Origin of the sequence: Fusobacterium ulcerans ATCC 49185, from assembly GCF_900683735.1 — a bacterium.
Classification (GTDB): domain Bacteria; phylum Fusobacteriota; class Fusobacteriia; order Fusobacteriales; family Fusobacteriaceae; genus Fusobacterium_A; species Fusobacterium_A ulcerans_A.
This window is the reverse complement of record NZ_LR215979.1, coordinates 2700343-2722777: the sequence shown is the minus strand read 5'-3', so window position 1 is coordinate 2722777 and position 22435 is coordinate 2700343. Positions and strand designations below refer to the sequence as shown.

At 28.9% G+C, this 22435-nt stretch carries 22 protein-coding genes, 1 pseudogene and 1 riboswitch; of the genes and pseudogenes, 15 read left to right on the top strand and 8 right to left on the bottom strand.

The annotated features are described in order from the left end of the window. Nucleotides 1-70: 70 nt before the first annotated feature. The 3 genes from brnQ to E0E45_RS12115 all read left to right on the top strand — a co-directional run bounded on the left by brnQ (nt 71) and on the right by E0E45_RS12115 (nt 3537). On the top strand, nt 71-1381 hold the full coding sequence (brnQ, locus tag E0E45_RS12125) for a branched-chain amino acid transport system II carrier protein (RefSeq protein WP_130891415.1): 1311 nt from the start codon (nt 71-73) through the stop codon (nt 1379-1381). 119 nt (nt 1382-1500) lie between these two features. Further along, nucleotides 1501-2895 (top strand): potassium/proton antiporter, encoded by a 1395-nt coding sequence (locus E0E45_RS12120; protein ID WP_130891414.1) that lies wholly within the window; start codon nt 1501-1503, stop codon nt 2893-2895. A gap of 132 nt (nt 2896-3027) precedes the next feature. Then, a complete protein-coding gene (locus E0E45_RS12115; RefSeq protein WP_130891413.1) occupies nt 3028-3537 on the top strand; it encodes a YcxB family protein in 510 nt (169 codons plus the stop codon). 122 nt (nt 3538-3659) lie between these two features. Here E0E45_RS12115 and E0E45_RS12110 read toward each other — a convergent pair whose 3' ends face one another. The 3 genes from E0E45_RS12110 to E0E45_RS12100 all read right to left on the bottom strand — a co-directional run bounded on the left by E0E45_RS12110 (nt 3660) and on the right by E0E45_RS12100 (nt 7105). Beyond that, entirely contained in the window at nt 3660-4253 is a 594-nt protein-coding gene (locus E0E45_RS12110) for a hypothetical protein (protein WP_130891412.1), read from the bottom strand. 208 nt (nt 4254-4461) lie between these two features. Next, nucleotides 4462-5973 carry a DUF1846 domain-containing protein gene (locus E0E45_RS12105; RefSeq protein ID WP_130891411.1) on the bottom strand — a complete coding sequence of 504 codons (1512 nt, stop codon included), beginning with the start codon at nt 5971-5973 and terminating at the stop codon, nt 4462-4464. Between the two features lie 94 nt (nt 5974-6067). Next, nucleotides 6068-7105: a P1 family peptidase gene (locus E0E45_RS12100; protein ID WP_130891410.1), complete on the bottom strand. Its 1038-nt coding sequence runs from the start codon at nt 7103-7105 to the stop codon at nt 6068-6070. Nucleotides 7106-7238: 133 nt separating this feature from the next. Between E0E45_RS12100 and E0E45_RS12095 the strand changes: the two genes are divergently transcribed. Both E0E45_RS12095 and E0E45_RS12090 read left to right on the top strand, forming a co-directional pair. After that, nucleotides 7239-7862, top strand: a complete 624-nt coding sequence (locus tag E0E45_RS12095) for a MarC family protein (protein ID WP_130891409.1) — start codon at nt 7239-7241, stop codon at nt 7860-7862. 50 nt (nt 7863-7912) lie between these two features. Beyond that, nucleotides 7913-7987: riboswitch (Fluoride riboswitch) on the top strand. Nucleotides 7988-8030: 43 nt separating this feature from the next. Next, nucleotides 8031-9203, top strand: coding sequence for a cation:proton antiporter (locus E0E45_RS12090; protein ID WP_130891408.1), 1173 nt, complete (start codon nt 8031-8033; stop codon nt 9201-9203). A 64-nt stretch (nt 9204-9267) separates the two neighbouring features. Here E0E45_RS12090 and E0E45_RS12085 read toward each other — a convergent pair whose 3' ends face one another. Further along, nucleotides 9268-10521: a replication initiation protein gene (locus tag E0E45_RS12085; RefSeq protein WP_130891407.1), complete on the bottom strand. Its 1254-nt coding sequence runs from the start codon at nt 10519-10521 to the stop codon at nt 9268-9270. Between the two features lie 210 nt (nt 10522-10731). On the opposite strand from E0E45_RS12085, the gene E0E45_RS12080 reads away from it, so the two are divergent. The 6 genes from E0E45_RS12080 to E0E45_RS12055 are packed head-to-tail and all read left to right on the top strand — an operon-like array spanning nt 10732 to nt 15426. Further along, a complete protein-coding gene (locus E0E45_RS12080; RefSeq protein WP_130891406.1) occupies nt 10732-11157 on the top strand; it encodes a PTS sugar transporter subunit IIA in 426 nt (141 codons plus the stop codon). Nucleotides 11158-11189: 32 nt separating this feature from the next. Next, nucleotides 11190-11651, top strand: a complete 462-nt coding sequence (locus tag E0E45_RS12075) for a PTS sugar transporter subunit IIB (protein WP_130891405.1) — start codon at nt 11190-11192, stop codon at nt 11649-11651. 19 nt (nt 11652-11670) lie between these two features. Beyond that, nucleotides 11671-12453, top strand: a complete 783-nt coding sequence (locus E0E45_RS12070; protein ID WP_130891404.1) for a PTS mannose/fructose/sorbose/N-acetylgalactosamine transporter subunit IIC — start codon at nt 11671-11673, stop codon at nt 12451-12453. Further along, the gene (locus tag E0E45_RS12065) at nt 12440-13258 is read left to right on the top strand and encodes a PTS system mannose/fructose/sorbose family transporter subunit IID (protein WP_147391523.1); all 819 of its coding nucleotides are present in this window, start codon (nt 12440-12442) and stop codon (nt 13256-13258) included. The genes E0E45_RS12070 and E0E45_RS12065 overlap by 14 nt, the downstream gene beginning before the upstream one ends. Nucleotides 13259-13287: 29 nt before the next feature. Then, entirely contained in the window at nt 13288-14373 is a 1086-nt protein-coding gene (locus tag E0E45_RS12060) for an SIS domain-containing protein (protein ID WP_130891402.1), read from the top strand. A 24-nt stretch (nt 14374-14397) separates the two neighbouring features. After that, the gene (locus tag E0E45_RS12055; RefSeq protein WP_232044115.1) at nt 14398-15426 is read left to right on the top strand and encodes an SIS domain-containing protein; all 1029 of its coding nucleotides are present in this window, start codon (nt 14398-14400) and stop codon (nt 15424-15426) included. 148 nt (nt 15427-15574) lie between these two features. Here E0E45_RS12055 and E0E45_RS12050 read toward each other — a convergent pair whose 3' ends face one another. The 3 genes and pseudogenes from E0E45_RS12050 to E0E45_RS17910 form a co-directional block, all read right to left on the bottom strand. Then, nucleotides 15575-16357 (bottom strand): HAD family hydrolase, encoded by a 783-nt coding sequence (locus E0E45_RS12050; protein ID WP_130891401.1) that lies wholly within the window; start codon nt 16355-16357, stop codon nt 15575-15577. A gap of 151 nt (nt 16358-16508) precedes the next feature. Continuing rightward, nucleotides 16509-17072 carry an MATE family efflux transporter gene (locus E0E45_RS17915; RefSeq protein WP_269472046.1) on the bottom strand — a complete coding sequence of 188 codons (564 nt, stop codon included), beginning with the start codon at nt 17070-17072 and terminating at the stop codon, nt 16509-16511. Nucleotides 17073-17174: 102 nt separating this feature from the next. Beyond that, nucleotides 17175-17831, bottom strand: a pseudogene (locus tag E0E45_RS17910) (MATE family efflux transporter); the annotation flags it as partial. Between the two features lie 120 nt (nt 17832-17951). Here E0E45_RS17910 and E0E45_RS12035 point away from each other — a divergent pair. Beyond that, on the top strand, nt 17952-18758 hold the full coding sequence (locus tag E0E45_RS12035; protein WP_130891399.1) for a MerR family transcriptional regulator: 807 nt from the start codon (nt 17952-17954) through the stop codon (nt 18756-18758). A gap of 88 nt (nt 18759-18846) precedes the next feature. After that, a complete protein-coding gene (locus E0E45_RS12030) occupies nt 18847-19251 on the top strand; it encodes a Hint domain-containing protein (RefSeq protein ID WP_130891398.1) in 405 nt (134 codons plus the stop codon). A gap of 50 nt (nt 19252-19301) precedes the next feature. Here E0E45_RS12030 and E0E45_RS12025 read toward each other — a convergent pair whose 3' ends face one another. Then, a complete protein-coding gene (locus E0E45_RS12025) occupies nt 19302-19778 on the bottom strand; it encodes a flavodoxin (protein WP_130891397.1) in 477 nt (158 codons plus the stop codon). 335 nt (nt 19779-20113) lie between these two features. On the opposite strand from E0E45_RS12025, the gene E0E45_RS12020 reads away from it, so the two are divergent. After that, on the top strand, nt 20114-21694 hold the full coding sequence (locus tag E0E45_RS12020; RefSeq protein ID WP_130891396.1) for a hypothetical protein: 1581 nt from the start codon (nt 20114-20116) through the stop codon (nt 21692-21694). Beyond that, nucleotides 21694-22353 (top strand): LytTR family DNA-binding domain-containing protein, encoded by a 660-nt coding sequence (locus E0E45_RS12015; RefSeq protein WP_130891395.1) that lies wholly within the window; start codon nt 21694-21696, stop codon nt 22351-22353. Before E0E45_RS12020 ends, E0E45_RS12015 begins: the two co-directional genes overlap by 1 nt. The last annotated feature ends 82 nt before the right edge of the window (nt 22354-22435 follow it).

The following is a 22435-nucleotide window of genomic DNA, read 5'->3' as shown; positions in this document are numbered from 1 at the left end:
TAAAAATAAATAAGTATGCCTTAAAGCAGGTGGAAAAGATAAATATTCCTTTTAAGGCATACTATTTTTTATGAATAAGATAATTTTTAAGATTGGAGTGGTTTATATTTATAAGAAGAAAGATGTCATATTGACAGGATTTGCTTTATTTGCAATGTTATTTGGAGCAGGAAACCTTATATTTCCTCCTATGGTAGGATATGTAGTAGGAGATAAATGGGTATCAGCAGCAGCAGGTTTTTTCATAACAGGAATAGGATTCCCTCTTCTTGCTATATTGTCTTCAGCATTAGCAGGAAAAGAGCTGGATGATTTTGCTGATAAAGTATCACCTCTATTTAGTAAAATATTTAATGTAGTATTGATTTTAGCTATAGGACCTTTTCTTGCGATTCCAAGAACAGGAGCTACAGCTTTTGAATTAATGCTTCTTCCCCATGTAGATGGGAATAATGAAATATATAAATATAGTTTTTTAGCTTGTTACTTTATAATTGTATTTTTATTCTCTATAAAAGCAAATGCAGTAATAGAGAGAATAGGAAAGATTCTTACTCCAATATTATTAATAATATTGGCAGTGATTGTTGTAAAAGGAGTATTTTTCCCAATGGGAGAACCAGCAGCTAAAGAGATAAGCAATACATTTAGATATGGATTCTATAATGGATATCAGACAATGGATACTCTTGCAGCTATAATCTTTTCAAGTATAATATTGAAAGCAATAAGAAATGGAAGAACTCTCACTGCAAAACAAGAGATGAGTTTTTTAAGCAATTCAAGTATGATAGCAGTATGTGGATTGTCAATTGTATATGGAGGACTTTTATATATAGGAGCGACATCTTATGGAGTGCTTCATAGTACAGGAACTACTCAGCTTCTTACAGATATAGTAAATAAACTATTAGGAAAAGAAGGAAATCTAGCATTGGGAATATGTGTAGCAGGAGCCTGTCTTACTACAGCAATAGGACTTACAGCTACAGTTGGGGATTATTTCAGTGGTCTTTTAAAAGTTTCTTATGAAAAGATAGTTATAGGTACAGTTATATTGAGCTTTATTTTTGCTGGTTTTGGAGTGGATGCAATAGTAAAGGTTTCAGCTCCAATACTTACATTTCTTTACCCAATAGCAATAGTCTTGATAGTACTTAATTGTTTCAAGAAATATATATCTTCAGATAAAACTTATCTTGGTGCAGTAATAGGAGCAGGGATAATAGGTTTTTTTGAAATGACTCAGACTCTTGGAATTAACCTTCAAATTTTGAATAAAATATATATAAAACTTCCATTACAAACTTTTGGACTTGCATGGGTAATGCCAAGTTTAATATTTGCTGTTTTGTTCAGTATTATCTTTAAAAAGAAGTAATAAGGTTCGATTTTCGCACTGTTTTTAAGTAATTTTGTTTATAAAGGAAATTAAGTTGTATGTTTTTTAAATATATTATAAAATATAGTATAAACCTTTTAAGCGAAAGGAGTTGAGCTATGGATTATAAAATTTTAGTATGTGGAATTTTGTTATTAATAAGTTTACTCTCAATAAGAGTAACGAAAAAAGTACAGGTACCTTTGCTGATAATGTTCCTTTTTATAGGAATGGCAGCAGGTTCAGAAGGAATTGGAAAAATTGAATTTGATGATGCAAGATTAACTCAGAATATAGGGAACTTTGCATTATTATTTATTCTTTTTGCAGGAGCTTTGGAAACTAAAAAATCAGATGCCATGATGGCACTTTACCCCAGTGGTATATTAGCAACAGCAGGAGTTTTTCTTACAGCAGTACTGGCAGCCTTTGCAGCATATATGATAACAGACTTTACTCTGAAAGAAGCTTTTCTTTTTGGGGCAATAGTTTCTTCGACAGATGCAGCAGCAGTTATATCTATGCTGGGAGGTTCCAATTTAAAGAAAAGAATAAGAACAGTAATAGAGATAGAATCAGGAAGTAATGACCCTATGGCATATGCACTAATCCTCTTTGTCCTATCTATGTTTCAAGCTGGAGATTCAAATATCTTCATGAGTATACTGTTCCTTATTCAGCAAATAATAGTAGGAGCTCTTATGGGAGTATTATTTGGTAAAATAACACTTCCAATGGGAAGACTTCTTCGGATAGAGAGAGAAGAATTTCTTACTATTCATATGATTGCAGTGTTATTTATATGTTTTTCTGCAACTAACCTTATTGGAGGAAATGGATTCCTTGCAATATATCTTATGGGAATAATAGTAGGAAATGAAAGATTTGATTTCAGGATGAATACTATCAGAAATATGAGAGTAGCTTCATGGCTGATGCAGATAACAATGTTTATTATCCTTGGACTTCTTGTTTTTCCAAGCCAGTTAAAAATGGTTATGATAACTGGAAGTATTCTAGCAATAATGATAACTATTGTTGCCAGAACAGCAGTTGTATTTTCCCTTATGGCACCATTCAATTACAGTAAAAAGGAGAAATTCTTTATGTCATGGGCAGGACTGAAAGGTGCTGTGCCAATTATATTTTCTACAACAGCAATCACAGCGGGAATAGATAATTCTCAGGGGATATTTAATATGGTATTCTATCTGGTTGTTTTCTCAGTATTGATACAGGGAATGACGTTGAAGCCCCTTGCAAAATATCTTGGATTAGTAGAAGATGTAGTAGATGATAAAGCAAATGAAATAGATTTAGAAGAATTAGAAGAGCTCTCTATTAAGAAGCTTTATCTGGACAAGCATTCAGAGTATGTGGATAAAAGAATAAAGGATCTTCAGCTGCCAAAAAGTATGCATATTATATCTATCAGACGTGGAGATGAAGATATAACTCCAAGAGGAGATGTAATATTGAAAGCTGGAGATAAGATACTGTTTTCAACTAAATAAGAAATTGAAATACCAGGGATGATCTGGTATTTTTTTATGAGATAAATTCAGCAAAAAAGAAGAAATGTTGACGATTTCCAGAATAATTATATAAATAAGCATTTTCTATAAAGGGAAAAAGGAGGGGTAAAAATGGAATTTAAAAATAAATATATTTATACCCAGCAGATGTTTAGAGAGTTTGTAAAATATTGTAAATACAGATATTTGCATAGTGGCATTATATTTCTTACTATAATGACTGTATTTTGTCTGGCTATAGCTAATAAATTTGGAGTGGCAGATATAAAATTTGTTATCTGTATGATTGGCATGATTATACTTCTTGTTTTGATAAATTTTCTCTATACTTTAGAGAGTGAGATAATATATAGAAATTCATTAGAAGAAAAAGGACTTTTAGAAACAGAGGTAGATTTTACAGATAGAATAATAGTAAAAATTGGTGAGAGTAAAGAATACTTTGACTATGAAGATATAACTTCTTTATACAATCTTAAGGGTACTTGTATTTTAATGATAGGAAAAACAAATGGAATTATATTAAAGAAAAATGGATTTTATTCAGGTGATTATGTAGATTTTTTACACTTTATTAAAATGAAATGCAGTGAAGTGAAAAAATTAGGAACAATCTTATAAAAAATATTAAAAGAGGCTGTTATAAATTAGTTGTTAATGAACTAATTTATATAGCTTCTTTTTTTATTAAAAAAAGCTGACAAGAAAGAAAATTTCAAGCCAGCTTTGAGTTCTTTTAAATCCTAAACTGCTGTTTTCAGCATTTCATCACGACGTTTAAAAGCTCTATCAACAGCAGCATATGGCAGTTTAAACTTCCCATCATGAGGTTTTAGACATTGTATATCAAGTACCCAGCTATTGTTTCTTAATAACTCAATTTCAAAATCATTCAAATTTTCAAAACTTGTATGAGAAGAAGTGTCAGTTCCAATATTTTTCTCACTGTTAGTTATCGTTTCTATAAGGATACCTTTGTCATTGTAGATATGGTAGCCATAACCATATATTTTTCCCCAACTATTCATAATTATAAAAGAACTAATAAGAGCTATTTCGGAAAAAAAATAAGTTTTTTCTTTATCTTTCCTCGAAATAATTAAGGCATTTTCATATATCTCCAACAGAGAATTATTTTTTCCTACATAGGATTTTTTTAAAATTCCCTTATCTCTTTCCTTATTCTGTGAAGTTGTGAATAGGATTTCTATCAAGTTATCCTTAGGATATTTTTTATTTTCTAAAACTTTAGACATAAGTTTTGAAACAAAGACAATAATTATTAATGTAATAATGCCCAAAACAGCTACAAAAAAATATGCTTTTTCTTTTTCCATTTTTCTTTCCCCCTGATGCTGAAATAATTAAATATCTGTATTGATAAATATTAGCATATACTTAATTTGAATACAAGTAATCTTTCTTTGCATTTTGTCACAGGATAGTTGCGTTATAGAGCTTAAAAGTTGAAATCTTGATAAAAATAAAAAGAGGATAACCTCTAAGAAGAAATTGATCTATCTTTTGGTTATCCTTCAAATTTATCTAGATGTTATAATAAAGATTTTCAGTTGGGAATACTTGGTCACAAGTAAGATCAATACCCAATTTTCTTAGAGTTTGTTCATCATTTCTTCCAAGAATATTAGTGCTGTGAGCTTGAGTTCCTTTTAACATATGTATTTTGTCCATAGCTACCTGAGCCATAGGATTAGTTGCAGCAGAAATGCTTAGAGCTATTAATATTTCTTCACAGTCAAGAGCTATATTTTTACTTTTGAATGTTTTAGATTTTAGATTAATAATTGGTTCAAGTATAACTGGAGAGATAAGAAGTATCTCATCATTTATATTTGCAAAATGTTTAATAGCATTAAGGATAGCAGCAGAGGCAGCATCCATTAAAGCAGATTTTTTTCCAGTAACAATAGTACCATCAGAAAGTTCTAAAGCAATAGCAGAACAGATACCATTTTTATCATTATGATCAATTTTTAATTTAGCTAATCTTTCTCTGGCTACAGATACTACTTTTCTATCTTCTTCTTTTAAGTTCAAAGATTCCATTATCATCTGTGTTCTTTGGAAAGTTTCTTTATCTACATAACCTTTTTTATATTCACATCCAGTTTTAAAATATCTTCTTATTATTTCCTGTCTAGAAGCTTCTTTTACAACTTCATCATCAACGATTCCATAACCTACTCTATTTACTCCCATATCTGTAGGAGATTTATACATAGATTCTTTTCCAGTTATTTTCTCTATTATCCTTTTTAATAATGGGAAAGCTTCAATATCACGATTATAATTTATAGCTGTTTCTCCATAAGCTTCCAAATGGAAAGGGTCAATCATATTTACATCTTTAAGATCTACAGTAGCTGCTTCATATGCGATGTTTAAAGGATGTTTAAGAGGTACATTCCACACAGGGAAAGTTTCAAATTTTGAATACCCTGCAAAAGTTCCTCTTCTGTATTCATGATACAACTGGCTCAGACAAGTAGCAAGTTTTCCACTTCCAGGCCCAGGAGCAGTAACAACAACTATAGGTTTAGTTGTTTCTATATAAGGATTTTTTCCATAACCTTCATCACTTACAATAGTATCTATATCTGTAGGATATCCTTTAGTTGATCTGTGTTTATATACTTTGATACCTCTACGCTCTAATTTGTTGATAAATAGATTTGTAGCAGGCTGATCATCATATCTTGTGATAACTACACTGTTTACTGCTAATTGATACTCTCTAAGATCATCTATCAATCTGAAGACATCCATATCATAAGTAATTCCAAAGTCTCCTCTGATTTTATTTCTTTCTATATCTCCAGAGTATACACAGATAACAATCTCTACTTTCTCTTTTAATCTGTGCAATAGTTTTATTTTGGCATTTTCATCAAAACCAGGAAGAACTCTTTTAGCATGAAGGTCAAACAAAAGTTTTCCTCCAAACTCAAGGTATAATTTATCGAAATTATTTACTCTTTCAAGAATATATTTTGACTGTTCTTCAAGATATTTGTTATGATCAAATCCTATCTTCATTCATCTCTCCTTTAAAATTATAAAAATAAAAAATTAATTATTCTAATTTAAACGACTTTATATTTTAACATATTTATTAAAGAATTACTAGGGATTATTTCAGTATAAAATCAATATATTTATTTAATGATTCTCTTGTATTCCCATCTCTGCCTGTTGTTGAAGTGCTGTGGAGAAGAGAACTTATAATGGATTCCTCTGCAGTTTCAATAGCAGCTCTGAAGACTGTATCTATTTTATTTTCATTGATCATTTTCATATTTACAATATCTTTTTTTTCATGATGATTAACTTTATTTGCAGTAGTAAAAGAAATAACAATATCACCACTTCCATTTCCAATGTGTGAACCAGTTCTGGCAAGAGAAACAGGAACTCTTTTAGAAATTCTTTTTAATTGTCTTTCACTTAGAGGAATATCAGTAGCAATTATGATTATAATAGACCCCTTTTCCAACTCATCTTCCTTTTCTGATGAGATAATCTTTTCTCCTATTTTCTTTCCATTTATCATTAGATCTTTTTTTAAACCGCAGTTAGAAAGAACCAAAGCACCAATAGTATATTCCTCATCATCTAATTTTATTATTCTTGAAGCTGAACCGATTCCTCCCTTTAGCTGGTAACAGCTCATCCCTGTACCAGCACCTACATTTCCTTCTTGAAATTTTATATCAGCATTTTCAATAGCCTGAAAAACATGCTCCTCCTTTACATGGAGTCCTCTTATATCATTTAAGAAGCCATCATTACATTCACAAACTACAGGATTTACTGTTCCAAATCTTTTTCCTATATCTTCATTATTTTCAAGCATATATTTGACAAGAGCAGTGGAAGCAGTTCCCACACTTAAAGTATTTGTAAGAATAATAGGAGCTTCAAGAGTTCCTAGTTCCTCGATCTGCAGCAGTCCGCAGCTTTTTCCAAAACCATTTATTACATAAGAAGAGCATATGAGTTTTTCCATAAATATATTTCCACTATGAGGAATTAGAGCAGTAACTCCTGTTTTTATTTTTCCTTCATCTAAAGTAGTGTGTCCAACTTTTATTCCTTCTACATCAGTTATCAGATTATTTTTTCCAGAAGGAAATTCTCCTATTTTTATATTAAAATTTTCTATTCCCATAATTACCTCCAGCTTATAATTATTATAATTATAACTTAAATATAAGAGTATTTGAAGTGTAAATTAAAAAAGGAAAATTATTAAAAAATATATAAGATATTATATATAAACCAATTTTAATGAAGGAGGAAAAATGAATATTTATGGAATATTTACTGAAACCTTAATGCTTATAGCAGTGCTCAATCCATTTGGAAATGTACCTCTTTTTGTAGGAATGACAGCAAATATGGAAAAAGAAACAAGAGATAAACTTTTTAAAACCATTGCTATAACAGGTTTTTTTATAATGTGGTTGTTCAGCCTGGTAGGAGAATTTTTGATGACAAATTTCTATAAAATAGATATGAAGGAATTGAAAATGGCTGGGGGAATGATTCTTGTTGTGATGGCTTTTAAAAATCTGATATTTTCAGTAGGCAAGCAAAATGCACAGCTTGAAGAAATTTCACCAGAAGATCAGATAAAAAGAGCTGTAATACCAATGGCTTTTCCTATGATGGTAGGACCTGGAAGTTTGACTACTGTGTTAATACTAAAAGCAGAAAAAGGAACTATGATGACAAGCTTTTCTATTTTGATAGCTTTTATACTCATATATTTAACTTTTATTATTGGAAATTATTTGGAAAAAATAGTAGGAACACTAGTACTATATATTTTATCCAGAGTAATGCAGATATTTATTATGTCTATAGGTATAAGAATATTTTTTAGTGGACTTATGGGAATATTACAGGCTCATATGGTTCTTTAATGAGAATAGTTGACAAAAATAAATAAAAATGATAATATAAATTGAAAATTTAATACTTTGGGAATGAGGTTCTCCCTTTGTGACAACACAAAAACCGCTTATAAGCTGATGACTTCTGCATTTTTTTGTTATGCAGATTCATCAGCTTTTTTTATTAAAGGAGGAAAAATGTTAACAAGTCTGGCATTTATATTTTTATTAGGATTGATATTAGGTTCTTTATTTACTAAATTGAAGCTTCCAGCTCTTTTGGGCATGATAATAACTGGAATAATATTAGGACCATATGTTTTAAATCTTTTGGATAGTTCAATACTTTCAATATCTTCAAGTCTTAGACAGCTGGCTTTAGTTATAATTCTTACAAGAGCAGGATTGGCAATGGATATAGAGGATTTAAAAAAAGTAGGAAGACCAGCTTTTCTTATGTGTTTTTTACCAGCATTATTTGAAATAACAGGAACTGTTCTTATAGCTCCAAAACTTTTAGGAATAACAGTTTTGGAAGCTGCTATAATAGGAAGTGTAATAGCGGCAGTATCTCCAGCAGTTGTAGTTCCTAGAATGCTGAAATTAATAGAGGAAAAAAGGGGAACAGGAAAAAGTATCCCTCAGCTTATAATGGCAGGAGCTTCTGTAGATGATATATTTGTTATTGTACTATTCACTTCATTTTTGGGATTTGAAAAAGGTGGAGGATTATCAGCAATAAAACTTGTATATGTTCCTGTTTCGATAATAGTTGGAATAATAGTTGGTTTGATTGCAGGATATATTTTAGTGAGATTATTTAAAAAGTTTCATATGAGAGATTCTGTAAAGGTAGTTATTTTATTGAGTGTGTCATTTTTACTCCTCGAACTTGAAAAAAAAATAGGAGAAAAGGTTCCTTTCTCTGCCTTGATAGCAGTTATGAGTATAGGAGTAGGGATTTTAAAAAATTATGATGTACTTGCTAAAAGACTTTCAGCAAAGTTTTCAAAATTATGGGTAGCTGCTGAGATACTTCTTTTTGTATTAGTAGGAGCAACTGTAGATATAAAATATGCTGTTGCAGCAGGAGTATTAGCAGTGATATTGATACTGGGAGCATTAATTTTCAGAATGGCAGGAGTTTTTTGCTGTCTGTTAGGAAGCAGACTTGATACAAAGGAAAGAGCTTTTACAATGATGGCATATACTCCCAAGGCTACAGTACAGGCAGCTATTGGAGGCATACCTTTGGCTATGGGACTTGCCTGTGGGGAGCTTATTTTGACAGTTGCAGTTTTATCTATATTGGTAACTGCTCCATTGGGAGCATTTGCAATAGACTATAGTTATAAGAAGTTATTGAAATAAGAATAGTGTTTCATAAATGAAAAAGCTCTGAAAATTAAAACAATATTGTCAGAGCTTTCTTTTTTTATTTTTTAAAAATAGCCAGATTGCTATTGCTACAAGTATCATTAAATTCAGCTATAATTATAATTTTTTTATTTTCAAAAGTACATTCATTTACCTCTTTTAATTCTTTATAAAAAATAGAATAAATTTCACTTTTCATTAAAACTTCATTTTGATAAAAATTATTTTCTATTTTATCCAGAGAATGCTTGAAAAATTTTAAAATTAGGGAAAGTTCATGTATTTTTTTATCATTTATTTCTTTTAAAACTCTGGTTTTAAAATCATCCAGAGCAGTAAAGCTTTGAGTAATATTAGAGATAAGAGTATATTTTTCAGTATAGTTCTTAATCTTATTTTTAAATCTAGTATTTACATAGTCATTCTTAATTGCTTCTATTAAAAAACTATCAAAGTTCTGTCCGCTGTGAAGAAGGGAGTACTCAATATTATTTTTTAGATAATTAAAACTATAAAATACAGATTGATTTTTTATAAATTCTTTTAATATTTCACTATTTTTAGCAAAAGGAGTAATAAGTTCATACAAAAGAGAAAGATTTTTTTCTCTTTTATTGTCAGGTGTTTGTATTATATCAAAACGCACTCCTTTAACCCTTCCATTTCTACTTAGAGAATCTTTAATTTTTGAATATTCAATTTTATATGAGACGAACTCTTCTATTTCTTTTAGAGAAGGAATAAGAATCTTTCTTTCAAAATCAAAAAATCTGTCATAACTATCATCTATATTCAGATAGGATTTTAAATCGTCTAGAGCTATTTCAATAGAGGACTCATTATATGTATCTTTTATAAGAGAAAATAAATCTCTGCTGATTGTATTGGAAAAACTTAAAAGAGTATTTAAATTAAAAAGTTTAAAATCATTCTTTTCAGAGTTAAAAATTTTATAAAAATCATCACTTAATTTTATTGTATAATTATCATTATGTTTTAGATAAGAAGCTATTATATTTAAAGAAAGCTCGTAAGAATCCAATTTAGATTTTGTATAATTTATAATTATTCTTTTGGAACAGAATTTTATTAAGAAAGAATCTAAATTTTCTTTATATGGAAAAGTCATAACTTTTTCAATATCTTTTTGTGTAATTTGGAAGACTTTTTCATCAGTAAGAATTATTTTTTTTATGAGATATTGCTTGAAGAGAGTATCATTTTTAGAAAATTTTTTTGTAAATTGTATTTCAGTGTTTCTGAAAGGTGAAAAATTAAAATTTTTATTGTAAATTTTATTTCTTTCTTTCATTTTTGTCCCCTTTTTATTTAAAAAATATACTATAGTTAACGAAAAAAACGAGATTTATAAATCGTTAATTTCTATAAAAAAACTTAATTTAAGAATAGTATAACATATATTATTCAAAGGGGTAACAATATTTTGACGATAAAATTGAAAAATTTGACACCTATTTTTATGTGTGCTAATTTATGAGAAAAGATATTGGAGGTGAACAAAATGATTCAGTTCGTAATGGCTACACATGGGAAATTTGCAGAAGGAATAAAGAATTCAATAGAAATAGTATTGGGGAAATTTAAAAATTTGGAGTGTTTATCGTGCTATACAGAGGAAAATTTTAATCTGGATAGAGAGATAGATGAAATATTAACAAAATATAAAGATAAAGAGATAATAGCTGTAACAGATATTTTTGGTGGAAGTGTAAATAATGCTTTTATGGAGAAAACAGTATTTAATCATAATCTGTATGTGGTGTGTGGGTTAAATCTTTCATTGATGCTGGCACTTTTAGGGGAATATGAAGAATATGAAGCAGTGGATGAGCTAATAAAAGATGCTATAGCTAATTCGTCAGATGCTGTAAAATATTGTAATTTTGAATTAGAAAAAAATGAAAAAATAGAAGATGAGGACTTTTAAAAAAGAGAGAAAGAAATTAGGAGGAGAAAATTATGATACTTTTATTAAGAGTAGATCATAGAATGATGCATGGTCAGGTAGCATTTTCATGGACACAGAATTTAGGAGCTGATTGTATACTTATAGCAAATGATGCTGTAGCTTCAGATGAATTAAGAAAAACTACAATGAAACTGGCAAAACCACAGGGGGTAAAATTAGTAATAAAAAATGTAGAAGATGGAATAATAGCTTTAAATTCAGGAGTAACTGATAAATATAAACTCTTTATAGTAGTAGAATCTGTAGAAGATGCTTATAAAATTGCTTCAAAAGTAAAAACTGTACAAGAAATAAATTTAGGAGGAATAAAGAGCAGAGAGGGAAGCAGAAATATTTCTAAAACAATAAATTTGACAGAAGAAGAAGAAGAAATGTTGAAGAAGCTGATTGAAAAAGGAATAGAAATAGAAATCAGACAATTGCCAGCAGACAGTAAAATTATATATAAATAATATTGGAGGAGGTTGAATTATGTTACAAGCATTATTATTAGGAGTAATTGCTTTCATAGCACAAAGTGAATTTGCTCTGGGAACCAGTCTGATATCTAGACCGATAGTTACAGGACTGTTTACAGGACTTGTTATGGGAGATGTAAAAACAGGACTTATTATGGGAGCTACATTGGAACTTGCTTTTATAGGCTCATTTTCAGTAGGAGGGGCAATTCCACCAGATGTAGTGACAGGAGGAATACTTGGAGTTGCTTTCGCTATAGCTTCAAACTCAGGAGTAGAGGCAGTGTTACTTTTAGCTCTACCAATTGCTACATTTGCATTAGTATTAAAAAATATATATTTGGGAATTCTAATTCCTGTTCTGTGTCATAAAGCTGATACCTATGCTGAAGAGGGAAACTGTAAAGGGATAGAAAGAATGCAGCTGTTATCTGGATTTGGATTATCTTTCATGTTGGCAATGATAGTGTTTCTTTCTTATTTGCTGGGAAGTAATGCTATATCAGCTGTATTAAAAACTATACCTAATTTTGTACAGCAAGGATTAGCAGTAGCCACTGGAATAATTCCTGCTTTAGGGTTTGCAATGCTTGCTAGACTTCTTCTGAATAAGACAGTAGTACCATATCTTTTTCTTGGATTCGCTGTAGCAGTGTATACTGAGATTCCATTGACAGGGATAGCAATACTTGGGGCAATATTAGCAGTAATTACAGTAAACATGACAAGTGGAATAAAGCTGCGTAATACAGATAAAAATAATGAGAGTGAGGTGGAAGAAGATGAAGACTTCTAATGAAAATAAGATAACAGAAAAAGAGCTGAATAGAGTATTTTGGAGATCATTTCAGATGGAATTTTCATGGAATTATGAAAGACAAATGAATCTTGGATACATATATGCTATGATACCTGTTTTGCAGAAATTATATGCTAATAATAAAGAAGGACTAAAAAAAGCTTTGAAAAGACATCTTGAATTTTTTAATATGACACCTCATATAGTAACCCTTATGCTGGGAATCTCTACTGCTATGGAACAAGAAAATTCTGAATCAGAAGATTTTGATGATAATTCTATAAATAATATTAAAACTGCTTTAATGGGACCTCTATCTGGAATAGGAGATTCATTTTTCTGGGGAACTCTAAGACTCATAGCTACAGGAATAGGAACTGCACTTTCATTAAAAGGGAATATACTGGGACCTATTATGTTTCTCTTAATATTTAATATACCTCATATCATTATCAGATATCTTTTAGTAAAACTAGGATATAAACTGGGGATAGAATTTCTTACCAAGTTGGAAAAAACAGGAGCTATGGAAAAACTTACTTTTGGAGCATCCATATTGGGATTGATAGTAATAGGAGCTATGGCAGCCAGAATGATAGAAATAACAATTCCATTGAGCCTTGGAAGTGGAGATAATGCAATAGGAGTTCAGGGAATATTGAATGATATAATGCCAGGATTGTTACAACTTGGAACTTTTGGAGCAGTATACTATCTTCTTGGAAAGAAAGTAAAGCCTTTAGCTATTTTATTAGGAATGGCAGTAGTAGGAATAATAGGTTCATTCATTGGCTTATTTTAATTAGATTATCCCAAGAGGCAGGTGAGTTCATGAAAGTTGAAACAGAAATAGAAAAAGAAACAATGTTGGGCAATATTCTTGAGGAGGAAAAAGTATTAAAAAAAATATTTATAGAATTTAAAGATAAAAATTATATGATTATTGAGAAACTGAAAAAACAGGAGATAAAAAATGTATTGATTTTAGCTACTGGTTCATCAATGAATGCAGCACAGTTAGCTAGATATTTTATGGAAAGTTTATTGGATATAAATATAGATATAAAAGAACCTTTTAATTATTATAATTATGAAAAAGTAAACAAAAATTTAGATTTGGTAATAGCTGTATCTCAAAGTGGAAAAAGTGCTTCAACTATACATGCTCTTGAGTATGTAAAAAATAGCTCTAATGTAAAGACTCTTGCAGTAACTTCAAATTCAGAAAGTTTAATAGGAAAATATGCAGACATGGTGCTGAATCTCAACTTTGGAATAGAACAGGTAGGATTTGTAACTAAAGGATTCTCTGCTACAGTATTAAATCTTTTTTTACTGGCTGTATTAGTAGGAGTGGAAAAGAATTTAATTTCCAAAAATGAAGAGAAAAAGTATTTATCAGAGATAGAAGATGTAATAAAAGTAGTGCCTCAGGCAGTAAAAGTCACAGAGATATATCTGTTAGAAAATAAAGATGAACTGAAAAAAGCAGTGAGATTCAATGCTATTGGATATGGATCATGCTATGGAGTTGCCAAAGAATTTGAAACCAAGTTTACAGAAACAGTGAGATGTCCTTCACAGGGATTTGAACTGGAAGCATATATGCATGGACCTTATCTTGAAGCTGACAAGAGTCATGTGGTATTTTATCTGGATAATGGAGGAAAGTTAAGTGAAAGACTTAAAATGTTGAAAAATTATATGAGTCCATATGTAGGAAAAAGTATAACTATAGGACTTAATCATGGGGAGATAAATATCAAAGTAGGCAAAAAACTTAATGAACATCTGGCAGCTCTGCTTTTGGTTGTACCAATACAACTTATGAGCTGTACAATAGCAGGATTTAAAGGAATAAATCTGGGAATAAAAATATTTAAAGATTTTGATGCAGTACTGAAAAGTAAAATTTAATTAATAAAATGGGAGGAATAAATAATGTCAAAGTATGGTGAAATGTTAAAATTTAATGAGGTAGAATATAGAAAAAGTGCAGAGTTGATAAAAGAAGCTCGTCCTTATGCAGAGAAAGCAGCAGATGAATTGTCAGCAAGAGGATATAAGAATATATTTTTTACAGCAGTAGGGGGAAGTTTAGCTCCTATGATGGCTATGGGGGAAATAGCAAAACAGATAACAGAGAAACCTGTCTTTGTAGAGCAGGCAGCAGAGCTTCTTGTAAGAGGACATAAATCACTATCAAAAGATTCAATAGTTATTACTTTATCAAAATCTGGAGATACAAAAGAAACAGTGGCAATAGCTAACTGGTGTAAAAAAAATAAGATAACTGTCATCAGTTGTACTAAAAATCAAGAATCACCTTTAGCCCAAAATTCAGATTATATTATTCCTATGAGACATGAGAATGGGGTAGAATATGAATATATGCTACTATTTTGGCTGTTTTTCAGATTAATGAAAAATAATGGAGATTTTAATGATTATGATAAGTTTGCAGATCAGTTGTTGAATCTTCCTGAAAATTTATTGGAAGCAAAATATAAATTTGATCCAATAGCAAGAGAAGCTGGAAAAAAATACTATAAAGAACCATATATAATATGGGTAGGTGGAGGAGAGGTATGGGGAGAAACTTATTTATTCTCTATGTGTTTATTGGAAGAGATGCAGTGGATAAGAACTAAATCAGTGACAAGTGCTGAATTTTTTCATGGAACTCTGGAAATAGTAGAAAAAGATGTATGTGTATTCCTTGTAAAAGGAGCTGGAAAAACTCGTACTTTAGATGAAAGAGCAGAAAGATTTTTAAAGGACTATACAGATAAACTTACAGTAATAGATACACAAGACTTTGAACTTAATGGAATAGATGAAAAATATCGTTGGATAATAGCTCCTACTATAGCTTCTACTGTACTGGTAGATCGTATGGCATTTCATTTTGAAGACAATACTAAGCATAGTCTTGATATCAGAAGATATTACAGACAATTTGACTATTAATATCCAAAAATAAAGAAAGCAGTCCAGTTGGACTGCTTTCTTTATTTATAAATTTATATATAAAACATCTTGGGGAAAGATTTATTTATGTTTAAAATATACCATTGTTTTATGGCAATTCTGTTACAGATAAAAGAAATAATAATATTTATAAAACATATTTTTTTATAGCTTTTATTACACCATTATTATTGTTGCTTTCAGCTGTAAAGTTAGAATGTGCTTTTAAAAGAGGATGAGCATTTTCCATCGCAAAACTGTACTTTCCTGTAGACATCATTTCAAGATCATTTAAATAATCTCCAAATATCATTGTTTCATCATATGATATATCAAGTTTTTTCTGAATCATCTCAACAGCTTTTCCTTTGTTAGCATCAGACATCATAATGTCCAACCATATTTTTCCTGAAACAACTACTTTGTATTTATTTTCAAATTTTTTAAAATGAGTATAGCAGTTTTTTTCAGAACCCATAAAATCACACACAGCTAATTTTAAAATATCATCTTCCACTTTTGTAATATCATCAACTATTTGCAGTTCAGTATAATATTTTTTAAATTCTTCCATAAATTTTTCATTGCAAGGTTCTATATATGCAGACTTTTTTCCACAAAGCACCACATGAGTTCTCTCTATTCCTCTAGAAGCTTCTATAAGTTTCACAGCTTCTTCTTTTGGAATTGTATTAACATACAATTCTTTATTTTTATACATAACATAAGTACCATTTTCAGCTATAAAAAGCATATCATCTTTAATTGAGGAAAATCTGTGAAGAAGATTGTAGTACTGTCTTCCACTTGCAGCAGCAAAGATGATCCCTTTCTTATTAAGTTCTTTTTCAATATTCCAGAACTCTTCATTTATATTGTTGTTATCATCAAGGAGAGTACCGTCCATATCTGTAATAATCAGTTTTACCATTTATATCAACCTTTCCATATAATTTTTCTCTATTTTATCATATTAAAGATAAAAGTTGGAAAAATTTTGATATATAGGAAAAATTTATTTTTTCATGAATGTTTTGAGAACTAAAGGTTTATATTTTGAGTGGAATGTGTATAGAAAATAATTAAACTCTAATAGCCTCATATTTATGCATATATTTTCTGATAAAATAAAAAGATGAAACAAGAGTAACTAATTCAGCAGCAGGAACAGACCACCATATACCTGCTGTACCAAATATTCTAGGAAGAATTTCAAGGAAAATAATTATAAGAACAACTCCCCTTAAAATAGTTATTATAGTAGATATTTTAACTTTTTTTACAGCAGTAAAATATCCAGCTGTAACTATATTCAGTCCAGTGATTATATAGGCAAAACTATAAGCTGCAAGAGCATATTTAGTCATTTTAAATGTTTCAGTATCATTTAAAAAAGTAGAGATTATTTTATTAGAGAAGAAATTTATACTTCCATAAAAAATAACTCCAGTGGCAATTATCAGCAAAAGACTTATTTTTAATGTTTTTATTACATTGGCATATTTCTTTGCTCCCAGATTAAAACTGACAATAGGCTGTATTCCTTGACTGAATCCTATCATAGTCATAACAACAAAGGATGAGATATATCCAATTATACCAAAAGCAGATACTCCTTTTTCTCCTAATTCTCTCAAGATAATAATATTAAAAACAAAAATAGCAATACCAGTAGAAACTTCTGCCAGAAATTCAGCAAAACCAATCTTAGAAATTTTTAATAATTCTTTAAATGAGAATTTTAATTTTACAAATCTTATTTTTTTAGTTTTAAAAAGTATATAGAAAAGAAGCATAGAAGTAGATGTAAGCTGAGACATTCCGGTAGCAAAAGCAGCTCCCTTTATTCCATAGGGAAATACTACAACAAAAAGATAATCTAAACCTACATTGATAATACCTCCAGTCATAACACAGATAGCTGGGTACACTGGATTACCATCTACTTTTATATATATTTCAAGGGCATAACCAACCATATAACAAGTACAGAATAAAATAACAACACTCATATAATCTTTTACATATGGGAATAATACTCCACTGCCACCTAAAAAGTGGATAACAGGTTCTATAAATATTGTTATAAGAATTGAGAGAATTATTCCAAAAACAGCTAAAGCTAAAGTTGCTGTAGTAAATATTTTATTCCCAGCTGTTCAGTCACCTTCACCAAAATGTATAGCTATCATTGTTGAACTTCCAACAGCTATCATTATTCCAACAGCAAATGTGAAATTGATAAGAGGCATAGTAATATTTACTCCTGCAAGACCTAAAGGACCAACATATTTTCCAATGAAGATACCATCTACCATAGTATAAATAGTGAACATCCACATAGAGATTACAGAAGGTATACTATACCTCAGTATGGTCCTTATTAATGAATTTTTTTCTTTCATATAAATCACTCCTTTTAATATTTGATTATATTTTAAACCTTAGAACGATTCTAAGGTCAAGAAAAATATGATATAATTAAAGGAAAAAATTTAATTTACAGAGTTTAATGAGGGGACATTATGAAAAAATTGTATAAAATTGGAGAGATAAGCAAACTTTATAATATAAGCAGCGATATATTAAGGCATTATGAGAAAATAGGCTTAATTATCCCAGATATAAGAGATGAGAATGGATATAGATACTATTCTCAAAAACAGATTTGGAAGCTGAATAATATAAGAAACTTAAGAAATTTAGGAATTGGGCTGAAAGAGATAATAAATTTTATGGAAGACAGAAGTTTAATAAAAACAAAAGAAGTCATAGATTTTCAGCTTGTAAAAATAGAGGAAAATCTAAAAAAACTTTCTGAATTAAAAAAAGAACTTGAAGATAAAAAGAAGAATATAGAGTATTTTGAAGATTTTGAAGAATATGAAAAACCTGTGTTGCGAGAAATAAATAAAAGATATATCTTATATAAAAAAGGAAACTTTCATGAGGAATGGGAGATAGATTTTGAACTTAAAAAACTCAAAAAGAAACTGCCAGATGATAATGATTTTATTTTTACTGAAAGTGAAGTTGGAACTACTATTCTTAAAGAGAATTGGGAAAATGGAAAATATCTTGATTACAGCAGTACATTTGTAATAACTGCTGACAGGACAGAAAATGTGATAGAAAAGGGATGGTATCTCACTTTTGTATTTAAGGGAAGCTATGAAAAAGTAAGAGATCATTATACTTTTTTAAAAAAATATATAGAGGAAAATAATCTTACTGTAATAGGAGATATAATTGAAATATACCATATAGAGATACATATTACAGATAATGTAAATGAATATGTCACTGAAATTCAGATACCTGTAAAAAAATAGTATTATTCTTTTGAAAATAATAAAAAATAAGTTATAATTGTATTAAGGGAAATGGGGTTATATTTATTATTTATGGAGGATGATGCAGATGTGCTTAGAAGAAAATACTAGAATACTTATGGCTGATGGATCACAAAAACCTATTAGAGAGATAAGAATAGGAGATATGGTAATGTGTGATTTAGGAGAACCTAAAATAGTAAGAAATGTATGGCAGGGAAGAGAAGAACACATGATGTGTATAGAATTAAAAAATGGCTCAAAAATTATACTTACAGATAATCACCCTATAAAAACTACAGCAGGAATAAAAAGAGCAGATGCAATAGATGAAAATGATGAAATAGTCATGGTTTATGGAGAAAAATATAAAATATCTTCAATAAGCTGCATTGAATATGGAGATAGAGTATATAATTTAGATATTGCTGGAAATTTTATGATAGCTGAAGGAATAGCAGTTGGAGATTTTGGCATACAAAATAGAATATAAATAATAAAAAAGAGAATGACAAATTAGCCATTCTCTTTTTATTTATATAATTATTTTAATTTTTCAACCCATGCAGCTATTCTTTCATCAGTAAGGTTGCTTTGATTATTTTCATCAATAACAAGTCCTAAGAACTCACCATCATCTGCACCTTTTGAATCTGAGAATGAATATCCATCAGTAGAAGTTTTTCCTAGAAGAGTGATTCCCTTACCTTTTATTTCATCATAGATTATTCCTATTCCGTCAACAAAAGTATCTCCAAATCCTTCTTGATCTCCTACTCCTATGAAAGCTATTTTCTTTCCAGCAAGATCCATTGTTTTTAATTTATCAAGAGGATCAAACCAGTCATCTTGAAGATCTCCCATACCCCATGTAGATGTAGCAAGGATAGCTAGATCATAATCTTTTATTTTATCGATATCAGATGCTGGCATAACATCTGCATTTAATAGTTTTCCCACTCTTTCAGAGATATCTTGTGTAACTCCAGTTGTACTTCCATAAAAAATTCCAGTTTTCATAATTATAACTCTCCTTTTTTCATTTTATTTTTTCTGATAATAGAATTATAAAACATTTTATTTTGAAAATCAATATATTTTTAAACAAAATAATTTTAAAAAGAAAATATTTTGTTGTTTAAAAGAAAATTAATGTTAAAAAGCGATTTTTAGAATAAATAAAATTTTAAATAATGAGCTGAAAAAATTTTTTAAGAGGATTGTAGAATATATTGTGCAGTGAAAAATAATGAGCTGATGTATATGAAGATAAAAACTCTTAAAATTTAAAATACTTTTTAATAAAAAATGCTATAATGAAAAAAGAAAATAAGGTTTATAAGGGTTGGTGGAAGATGAAACTAATAGAAATTGCGAGAAAAAATCATGTGTCTGAGATTGTATTGATAATATTTTTTCTTTTTTTATCATTTATATGTTTAAATTTTATAGGAGATATACCTTTTAAAGAAGAATTTACAGATTATTCAAGAATATCAGATTTAATACAGCTTTTAAAAATAGATGTAGTGACTGAAAATGTAAATATGTCTCTTATCTATGCCTATAAAAGATATATTATACTATTCTTAGGAAGTGGATATCTGACATATCTTATTCTTCTTACTATACTTTTTCATAAGACTTGCAAAGAAAGCATATTGTATATAGGCTCTCTTTATTTTTCATTTGCCATAGGGACAGAAATTTTAAGTTATGTTCTGCCTTTTGATAATACTAAAGTGTTTCTTACTATTCTAAGCTGGATATTTGTATTTTGCGGCTATATAAGATTTATAAAATATTTCTGGGAATTATTATTTAATAAACAATCAAAGATAATAAATGTAATAAATCTTATTCTTATACTTGCGACAGTTTTTCCACTTTCTCTTGCTATTAAAGAATTTCATGCTATATATTTTACTGAAGATTTTATGAGTCCAACTCTGGGACTTCAGATATTTTTTGATTATTTTAAAAATGGATTCATTGTTATAATAATGATATTCAGTTTTATTTCAATTTTTTACAATAAAAATAAAAATAAGAAAAAAGAATCTCTTTACTATTTTATACTTTTCTCAATACAGCTTTTATGCAGTATATATATTTACAATGAACTGAATTTATATGGAAATTTTGAATTTATGGCTCATTTTATGCTTAATATACTTTTTGTTCATGTGCAGCTTGAAGATATCAAACTTACAACAGATAATCAGTTTTTTAGAACTATAAATTTTAATGTAACAAGGATATTAATAACCTTTATAACTATAAGTTACTTTATAAAGAAAAATATACTTACAGGATATGTTACTGGAATGCTTGCAATAATAATATCTGTAGAAATTATTTCTTTTGTTTTTTTGTTCTTTTCAGAACAGGAAGAAGTGAACTTTGATAATTTTTTAAATAAATTGAAAGGAATTGAATCCTTAAATGAATTTTATATTTTTCTTGAAGATGGATATATGAAAATGTTCAGGCTGATAGAATTTAAAATGATAGTATTTGATCTGGATTTTGATTCCAGTGAATATGAAGATGAGCCATTGATAACCTTTTCTCCCATTTTTGAAGGAAAGAAATATGATATAAGAATAAAGATACAGAACAGAAATAAACTTTTAGGATTTATTTATATAAAAGATCCTCGTATGCTGTTATACAGGAGAAAACTTAAAAATTTGAAAAAACTTACATTGGAAGTAGCTCCTGTAATTGAAAATCTTCTGCTTAAAAATCTTCAAATACATCATTATAAAAAAATAGAAAAAGAACTTAATAGAAAAATAGAAGTTTTGGAAAAAGATTTGTTCTATATAAAAGAATTAGCTGGCCTTATAGAAAAAGTTGATGATAAGAAAAAAATTGAAATACTAGGGATAATAAGAGCAAAACTGGCTGGAAACAGCGGAGGTGAAAAATAATGAAATTTCTATTTTATGGAGATGATTTGTTTTTTTACCTTTTAAAAGAAACTTTTACTTTTGATATTGAAAGAGTAGAAAATTTTGAGATATGCTTTATAGAAAAAAGCATCCTTATAACTGATAATAATATTTTTAATATTGAAAATATATCTTTTGATAATCTAGAGAAAATATATATTTATTCTGACAGAGTAGAAACAAAATTCTTGAAGAGATATAGCGATTTTATAAATAAAATGTCTTTTCATGGAAGAGATGAATATATATTCTTTGAGAAATTTTTTACAGAAAAATTAGATAAAGTAAAATTAAATAAGCGAAATAAGGTTATATTGTCTGATAGTTTTAAAGATGTAATAATTCCTATGGAAGACATTGAGTATTTTTCATATGACAGGAATCAGAAAAAATCTTTTGCTATTGTTGATGGGAATTCATATTTTCTAAAAAAATCACTTACAGAAATTGAAAAATTTATGGAAGATTCAGATTTTATAAGAATTGAAAGAGGGATAATTCTCAATATAAAGAAGATAAAGGAGATAGATTACAAAGAAGAGTATGTAATGACAAATAGTGGACAGAAAATATATTTAGGAAGAAGTATATTAAAAAAAATAAGTGAAAATTATTTTGAAGATTTTTATAGATTGTAATAAAAAATAAATTTCGAGGAAAAAAATAAAGTTTTCGGGAAATAAATAGTTGTTTTTGTTCTTTTTTGATATTATTGGACTT